The sequence below is a fragment of the Streptomyces hainanensis genome (genome assembly GCF_004348415.1).
Classification (GTDB): domain Bacteria; phylum Actinomycetota; class Actinomycetes; order Streptomycetales; family Streptomycetaceae; genus Streptomyces; species Streptomyces hainanensis.
Genome location: NZ_SMKI01000395.1, coordinates 1 through 7543, shown reverse-complemented (window position 1 = coordinate 7543; position 7543 = coordinate 1). Strand labels below are relative to the sequence as shown.

The following is a 7543-nucleotide window of genomic DNA, read 5'->3' as shown; positions in this document are numbered from 1 at the left end:
CGCCCCAAGGGCCCCGCCAGCTACTTCCCGTCCATCGAGAAGAAGTACGGCCACCCCGTCGCCCACTGGTTCCACCTCATCCGCGCCTCCCCCCTCACCCGGCACACGGAACTGGTCGCCTGGCTGAAGACCGAGCACGGCCTCGGCCACGGCCACGCCAACGCGCTCGTCGTCCACACCCTCGCCGAGGCCCGCCGGGACACCACGACGCCGTAGCCGGCGCGTCGATTCCCCGGGGACCACCGCGCGGGCGTAACTCCGTGGCCACCGAGGCGTTTTCGGTGTGTGAGGCCGGATCGGCCGGGGAGCGTCGGCCGACCGGCTCCGCCATCGCGAGGAGGACGGTGCGCCATGAGGGACGCGTTCGCCCGGGAGCCGCGGTGGGACCCGCGGGCCTTCCCACCCGCCGACCGCGCGCCGCGGGCGGCGCAGACGGTGCGCATGCTCCTGGATCCCCAGGGCTACGCGCTCGGGCTGCGGCGGCGCCTCGGGCCCGTCTTCTCGGCCCGCGTGTACCCCTACCGGGCCGCGCTGGTGTGCGCGGCCGACGCCACGACCAACCGGGCCGTCCTCACCGACCACCGGCGCTTCGTCGGCGGCGAGGCGACCGCCCTCCTGGCGCCGGCGCTCGGTGCCGGATCGCTGATCTGCACGCCGCCGCCGCACCACCTGCCGCACCGCAGGCTGCTGTTACCCCCGTTCGCCGGCGCGCGGATGGCCGGCTGGGAGGGCCGGGTGCGGGAGCTGGTGCGCGCCGCGCTCCCCGACCTGCCCACCGGGCGGGCCGTGCCGGTGCGACCGTGGGCGCAGCGGCTGACGCTGGAGGTGGTGCTGCGGGTGATCTTCGGGCTCCGGGATCCGGCGCGGATCGCGGTCTTCCGGCGGACGCTCACCGCGTTCCTCGGCGCCGGCAACGTCGCCACCCTGTTCCTGCCGGGGCCGCTGCGGCGGGACGTCGGCCGGCTCTCGCCCGGCGGTCGCTTCGCGCGGCTGCGGGCGGGCGTCCGGGAACTGGTCCGCGACGAGATCGCGGCGCGCCGGCTGGCCCCCGACCGCGACGACCGCGACGACGTGCTGTCCCTGCTCCTGGCCGCCCAGGAGGCGGGGCCGGGCGACGCGCGGCTGCTCGACGAGCTGACCGGCCTGGTCCTGGCCGGCCACGAGACCACGGCGACCACCATCGCCTGGACCCTGCACCTGCTGGCCCACCACCCGGCCGAGCGGGACGACCTGGTGGCCGACCTCGACGCCGGCTCGGACCGGGTGCTCAGGGCGGTCGTCCGGGAGTCGGGGCGGCTGCACCCCGCCGTCTACAACGCCATGCGCACCGCGGCCCACGACACGGAACTCGGCGGGCACCCGGTACCCGGGCACGCCTTCGTCGCGGCGCTCTTCCCCGTCACCCACCTCGATCCCGAGCTGTGGCCCCGGCCGCACGCCTTCCGTCCCCAGCGCCACCTCAACCGGGACCGGGATCGGGATCGGGACCCCGAGCCCTACGCCCTGACGCCGTTCGGCGGCGGCCTGCGGCGCTGCATCGGGGTGCCGCTCGCCGAGTTGGAGATCGCGACCGCCCTCCGGGAGATCCTGGCCGTGGCGGTCCCCGAACCGGCGGGGCCGCCCGAGCGGGCACGGCTGGTCGCGGTGACCCTCGTCCCCGGCCGGGGCGGCCGCGTGACGCTGCGCCGACGCTCCCGCGCCCGCTCCAGCCCCTGACGGAGCGGGGCGCTCACGGGCGGTGGCCCGGCGCCCCACCGCCCGTCCCGAGCAGATGGCCCAGGGCCAACTCGGCGAGCAGCGCGGCCTGGTCGGGCAGCACCGAGTCGTCGAAGAGCGCCCTGGGGGAGTGGTTGGCCTCGACCGGCCGATCGGCGGCGTCCGGCGGCGCGGCGCCGAGGAAGCCGTAGCTGCCCGGGATCCGCTCCAGCACCAGCGAGAAGTCCTCGGACGCCGTGCGCGGGTTGGGCAGCGGCCGGTAGCGGTCGGCGCCGAACAGCCGGGTCGCGGTGGCGGCGTACCGGGCCGCGGCCGCCTCGTCGTTGACCGTCACCGGCAGCCCGGGGTCGTAGCCGATCTCCGCCGTCAGCCCGTGGCCGGCGGCGATGTGGTGGGCCAGGCGCGGCAGTTCGACCGCCAGCCGCTCGGCGGTCGGGGCGCTGAAGGCCCGCACCCCGGCGCGCAGCCCGGCCGTCTCGGGGATGACGTTGGGCGCGCTGCCCGCGGTCACCTGCCCGACCGTGACCACCACCGGGTCGAACACGTCGAAGCGGCGCGTCACGTAGGACTGGAGGGCGGTGATGATCTCCGCCGCCACCGGCACCGGGTCGAGCGCCTGGTACGGCCGCGACCCGTGCCCGCCCCGGCCGCGCACCGTCACGTCGAGCACCGAGTAGCCCGCCATCAGCGTGCCGGGGCGGGTGGTGAAGACGCCGTACGGCAGGTCCGCGCCCACGTGCACGCCGTACGCGGCCACCGGCGGCGCGCCCGCCGCGTCCAGCGCCCCCTCCTCGATCATCACGCGTGCGCCGCCGTGCCCCTCCTCGCCCGGCTGGAACATGAACAGCACCGCGCCCGACAGCTCCGCGCGCCGGGCCGCCAGCAGCCGGGCCGCGCCGACGAGCCCGGCCACGTGCAGGTCGTGGCCGCAGGCGTGCATCGCGCCGTTGGTCGCCGCGTACGGCAGCCCGGTCGCCTCCGCCACCGGCAGCGCGTCCATGTCGCCGCGCAGCAGCACCGTGGGACCGGGAGCGGCGCCGCGCAGCACCGCGACCACCGAGGTGGTCCCGGCGCCGGTGGTGATCTCCAGGCCGAGCCCCGCCAGGGCGGCCAGGATCCGCCGCTGGGTCCTCGGCAGGTCGAGCCCGACCTCCGGATCCGCGTGCAACTCCCGGCGCAGCGCCACCAGTTCGCCGCCGATCCTGGCCGCCTGCTCCCGGGTGGAAACGGTTGTACCGCCCATGCCCCAGTCCTTCCGTTCGCTCCGACCGCGCTCTTCGATATTCGTCCAACTGACGCGAACTCCTTGCTAATGTCCGGCACATGGCAAGCAGACTTCGGTCGATCGCGACCGAGAACGAGGAGATCGCCGAGCGAGGGAGCTACCGAACGATCCGGGGCACCCTCGTCGCGATCGACGAACCGCTGGCGGCGGCCGTGACCGGCACCGTCTCCTACCCACCGGACGCCAACGTCACCGGCGGCCGGCCAGGACCCTTCGCCGGCCGGCCCGAGGTCACCGGCGAGGGCAGCCTCGCGGCGGCCGGGCGCCTCACCGACGAGGGCGGCGACCACGTCGGCGTGCTGAACTTCGCCTCGGCCCGCAACCCGGGCGGCGGCTACACGCGCGGTGCCCGCGCCCAGGAGGAGGACCTGTGCCGCGGCGCCCTGCTCTACCGGTGCCTGCTGGCCGCCCCCGACTACTACGCCGCCCACCGCGCCTCCGACGACCTGCGCTACAGCCACCGCGTCATCTGGTCCCCCCGCGTCCCGGTGATCCGCGGTGACCGCGGCGAACTGCTCGACCGGCCGTACCCGGTGTCGTTCCTGACCTCGCCGGCGCCCAACGCCGGCCAGCTCGCCCGGCGTTGGCAGCACCGGCAGGCCGACGTCGCCGACGTGCTCGCCGAACGCGCCGAACGCGTGCTGGCCGTCGCCGCCCGGCACGGCGTGCGCGAGCTGGTGCTCGGCGCCTGGGGCTGCGGCGTCTTCGCCAACGACCCCGACGAGGTGGCCGCCGCCTTCGACCGGGCGCTCACCGGGCACGGCGCCGCGTTCTCCCGGGTGGTCTTCGCGGTCTGGCACCGCACCCCCGAGTCGGCCAACCGCGTCGCCTTCGAGAAGCGCTTCGGCACCCCGGGACCGGCCGCCTGACCGCCCGGCCCCCATGGCCCGGAGCCCAGGCGCCGCCTGGGCACCGTGCGCTACCCTGACGCTATGCGTGCCGTACGCCTTCTGCTTACGTGGCCGCGCTGACCAGGCAAGACGTCAGCGCGGCGGCCCCTCCTGAGCGAGGGGTTTCTTCATGACGTGGCGGAGACGACCGATGGGGTTCCGAAGACGATGAGCGAGACACACAGGTACGACGCCGCACTGGCAGCGGACATCGAGGCGCGCTGGCAGGACCACTGGGAGCGGCACGGCACGTACGAGACGCCCAACCCGACGGGCGACCTGGCCGACGACCCCGAGCAGGCGGCCAGGCCCAAGAAGTTCATCATGGACATGTTCCCGTACCCGTCGGGTGCGGGCCTGCACGTCGGCCACCCGCTGGGCTACATCGCGACCGACGTCTACGCCCGCTACCAGCGGATGACCGGCCACAACGTGCTGCACACCCTGGGCTTCGACGCCTTCGGCCTGCCCGCCGAGCAGTACGCCGTGCAGACCGGCACGCACCCCCGGGTCTCCACCGAGGCCAACATCGCCAACTACCGCGCCCAGCTGCGCCGTCTGGGCCTGGGGTACGACCAGCGGCGGTCGTTCGCCACCATCGACCCCGAGTACTACCGCTGGACGCAGTGGATCTTCCTGCGGATCTTCAACTCCTGGTACGACGACGAGGCCGGCCGCGCGCGGCCCATCGCCGAGCTGGTCGAGAGCTTCGCCGCCGGCGAGCGCCCCACCCCGGACGGCCGCCCCTGGGCCGAGCTGACCGACGCCGAGCGCGCCACCGTGCTGGACGGCCACCGGCTGGCCTACGCCGCCGACGCCCCCGTCAACTGGTGCCCGGGCCTGGGCACCGTGCTGGCCAACGAGGAGGTCACCGCGGACGGCCGCTCCGAGCGCGGCAACTTCCCGGTGTTCAAGTCCACCCTGCGCCAGTGGAACATGCGGATCACCGCCTACGCCGACCGGCTGGTCGACGACCTGGACACGGTCGACTGGCCCGAGGCGATCAAGCTGCAGCAGCGCAACTGGATCGGCCGCTCGCACGGCGCCCGCATCGCCTTCCCCGTCGGCGATGCCGGCGATGTCGTCACCGTCTTCACCACCCGCCAGGACACCCTGTTCGGCGCCACCTACATGGTGCTGGCCCCCGAGCACCACCTGGTCGACGCCGTGGTGCCGGACGCCTGGCCGGCCGGCACCAGGGACGCCTGGACCGGCGGCCACGCCACCCCGGCCGAGGCCGTCGCCGCCTACCGCAAGCAGGCCGGCACCAAGTCCGACGTCGAGCGGCAGGCCGAGGCCCGCGAGAAGACCGGCGTCTTCACCGGCGCCCACGCCGTCAACCCGGCCAACGGCGAGCGGATCCCCGTCTTCATCGCCGACTACGTGCTGGTCGGCTACGGCACCGGCGCCATCATGGCCGTCCCCGCCCACGACACCCGGGACTTCGCCTTCGCCCGAGCCTTCGAGCTGCCCGTGCGCTGCGTCGTCGAGCCCACCGACGGCCGCGACCCCGCCGACCCGGGCAGCTGGGACGACGCGTTCGCCTCCTACGACGGCCGGCTGGTCAACTCCGCCAGCTCCGCCCACTCCGCCGACTCCGCCCGCTCCGCCACCGAAGCGCTGTCGCTGGACGGGCTGACCGTCCCCGAGGCCAAGGCCCGGATGAACGAGTGGCTGACCGCCGCGGGGCTGGGCGAGGGCACCATCAACTACCGCCTGCGCGACTGGCTGTTCAGCCGCCAGCGGTACTGGGGCGAGCCCTTCCCGATCGTCTACGACGAGGACGGCATCGCGCACGCCCTGCCCGAGTCCATGCTGCCGTTGGAACTGCCCGAGGTCGACGACTACTCGCCCCGCACCTTCGACCCGGACGACGCCGACACCCGCCCCGAGCCGCCCCTGGCGCGCAACGACGAGTGGGTCCACACCACCCTGGACCTGGGCGACGGGCGCGGGCCGCGGAAGTTCCGCCGCGAGACCAACACCATGCCCAACTGGGCCGGCTCCTGCTGGTACCACCTGCGCTACCTGGACCCGCACAACGACCAGGCGCTGGTCGACCCGGAGCTGGAGCGCCACTGGATGGGCCCCCGCGACGGCCTGCCCACCGGCGGCGTCGACCTGTACGTCGGCGGCGCCGAGCACGCCGTACTGCACCTGCTGTACGCCCGCTTCTGGCACAAGGTGCTGTTCGACCTGGGCCAGGTGTCCTCGGCCGAGCCCTACCACAAGCTGTTCAACCAGGGCATGATCCAGGCCTACGTCTACCGCGACGAGCGTGGCTTCCCGGTCCCGGCCGCCGAGGTCGAGGAGCGCGACGGCGGCTTCTGGTACGGCGACGTCCGGGTCGGCCGCGAGCTGGGCAAGATCGGCAAGTCGCTGAAGAACGTCGTCTCGCCCGACGACATCTGCGCCACCTACGGCGCCGACACGCTGCGCCTGTACGAGATGGCCATGGGCCCGCTGGACGTCTCCCGCCCCTGGGAGACCCGCGCGGTCGTCGGCCAGTACCGGCTGCTGCAACGGCTGTGGCGGAACGTGCTGGACGAGGCGACCGGCGAGGTCTCCGTCGCCGCGGCCGAGCCGACCGAGGACACGCTGCGCGCCATGCACAAGGCCGTCGACGGCGTGCGGCAGGACCTGGAAGGGCTGCGCTTCAACACCGCCATCGCCAAGATCACCGAGCTGAACAACCACGTCACCAAGCTGCCCGAGGTCCCGCGGTCCGCCGCCGAGACCCTGGTCCTGCTGATCGCGCCGCTGGCCCCGCACATCGCCGAGGAACTGTGGCGCCGGCTGGGCCACGAGGACAGCGTGACGCGGGCCGACTACCCGGTAGCCGACCCGGCCTACCTGGTCGACGAGACGGTCACCTGCGTCGTCCAGATCAAGGGCAAGGTGCGGGCGCGGATCGAGGTCGAGCCGTCGATCGCCGACGCGGACCTGGAGGCCCGGGCGTTGGCCGAGCCGGCCGTCGTCGCGGCGCTGGGCGGGGCCGGGATCCGCAAGGTCATCGTCCGGGCGCCGAAGCTGGTCAACATCGTCCCGGCCTGATCGGGCGCCGGTGGCCCTACCCTGGGGAGCGGAGGTGTGCCGGAGATGGACATCCTGATCACTCTGCTGGCCGTGGCGTTCCTGGCCTTCCTGACGGTCGTCGGCCTGGCCGTGTGGGGCGTGCGCGCCGTGGGGCGAAGAGCGGCGCGGGCCCGCGCGGACATCCGCCGCACCTTCACCGACGCCGTGCTGAACGCGCGCGCCGCCCAGCCCGGCGCGGTCGGCGAGGCGGCGCGCACCCGCAAGGAACTGCGCGCCACCCTCGACAGCACCCGCGCCGCGCTGCGGGCCGACACCGAGTCGGACGCGGCGTTGGCGGAGGCGCGCGTGCTCTTCGACCAACTCACCGGGCACGCCCAGCAGTTGGACCGCGAGCTGGGCGCGCTGATCACCGGCGAGCCGGACCGAGGCCGCGTCGCGGCCCGGCTCCCCGACCTCCGCACCAGGGCCGAGCGGATCCGCCGCTCCGCCGATGCCCTGCGGTTCGCGGCCCAGGAGCGCGCCCACCGGCACGACGCGGAGGCGTTGGACGTCCTCCACGAACAGATCGACCTGGAGGCCGACGCCCTCCGCCACTGGGCCCCGGCCCCCGAACCAC

6 protein-coding genes are annotated in these 7543 nt (G+C 74.6%); 5 read left to right on the top strand and 1 reads right to left on the bottom strand.

The annotated features are described in order from the left end of the window. Positions 1 to 216 (top strand): DUF4287 domain-containing protein (locus E1283_RS28035; protein ID WP_243745156.1); only part of this gene is annotated, 216 nt, incomplete at its 5' end. Between the two features lie 135 nt (positions 217 to 351). Further along, positions 352 to 1716, top strand: a complete 1365-nt coding sequence (locus E1283_RS28030; protein WP_132820956.1) for a cytochrome P450 — start codon at positions 352 to 354, stop codon at positions 1714 to 1716. 13 nt (positions 1717 to 1729) lie between these two features. Here the strand turns inward: E1283_RS28030 and E1283_RS28025 are convergent, their stop codons facing one another. Next, a complete protein-coding gene (locus E1283_RS28025; RefSeq protein WP_132820955.1) occupies positions 1730 to 2959 on the bottom strand; it encodes a M20 metallopeptidase family protein in 1230 nt (409 codons plus the stop codon). 80 nt (positions 2960 to 3039) lie between these two features. On the opposite strand from E1283_RS28025, the gene E1283_RS28020 reads away from it, so the two are divergent. From E1283_RS28020 to E1283_RS28010, 3 genes are all read left to right on the top strand, one after another. Further along, a complete protein-coding gene (locus tag E1283_RS28020) occupies positions 3040 to 3870 on the top strand; it encodes a TIGR02452 family protein (protein WP_132820954.1) in 831 nt (276 codons plus the stop codon). A 189-nt stretch (positions 3871 to 4059) separates the two neighbouring features. After that, complete coding sequence (gene leuS / locus E1283_RS28015) at positions 4060 to 6945, top strand: leucine--tRNA ligase (RefSeq protein ID WP_207930552.1); 2886 nt, start codon at positions 4060 to 4062, stop codon at positions 6943 to 6945. Positions 6946 to 6990: 45 nt separating this feature from the next. Further along, a partial coding sequence (locus E1283_RS28010) for a hypothetical protein (RefSeq protein WP_165956273.1) occupies positions 6991 to 7543 on the top strand: 553 nt, incomplete at its 3' end.

What these genes read in the sequence shown, in the direction of transcription:
- E1283_RS28030 (WP_132820956.1), top strand. Translation starts at nt 352, where the DNA reads ATGAGGGACGCGTTCGCCCGGGAGCCGCGGTGGGACCCGCGGGCCTTC.
- E1283_RS28025 (WP_132820955.1), bottom strand. Translation starts at nt 2,959, where the DNA reads ATGGGCGGTACAACCGTTTCCACCCGGGAGCAGGCGGCCAGGATCGGC.
- E1283_RS28020 (WP_132820954.1), top strand. Translation starts at nt 3,040, where the DNA reads ATGGCAAGCAGACTTCGGTCGATCGCGACCGAGAACGAGGAGATCGCC.
- leuS (WP_207930552.1), top strand. Translation starts at nt 4,060, where the DNA reads ATGAGCGAGACACACAGGTACGACGCCGCACTGGCAGCGGACATCGAG.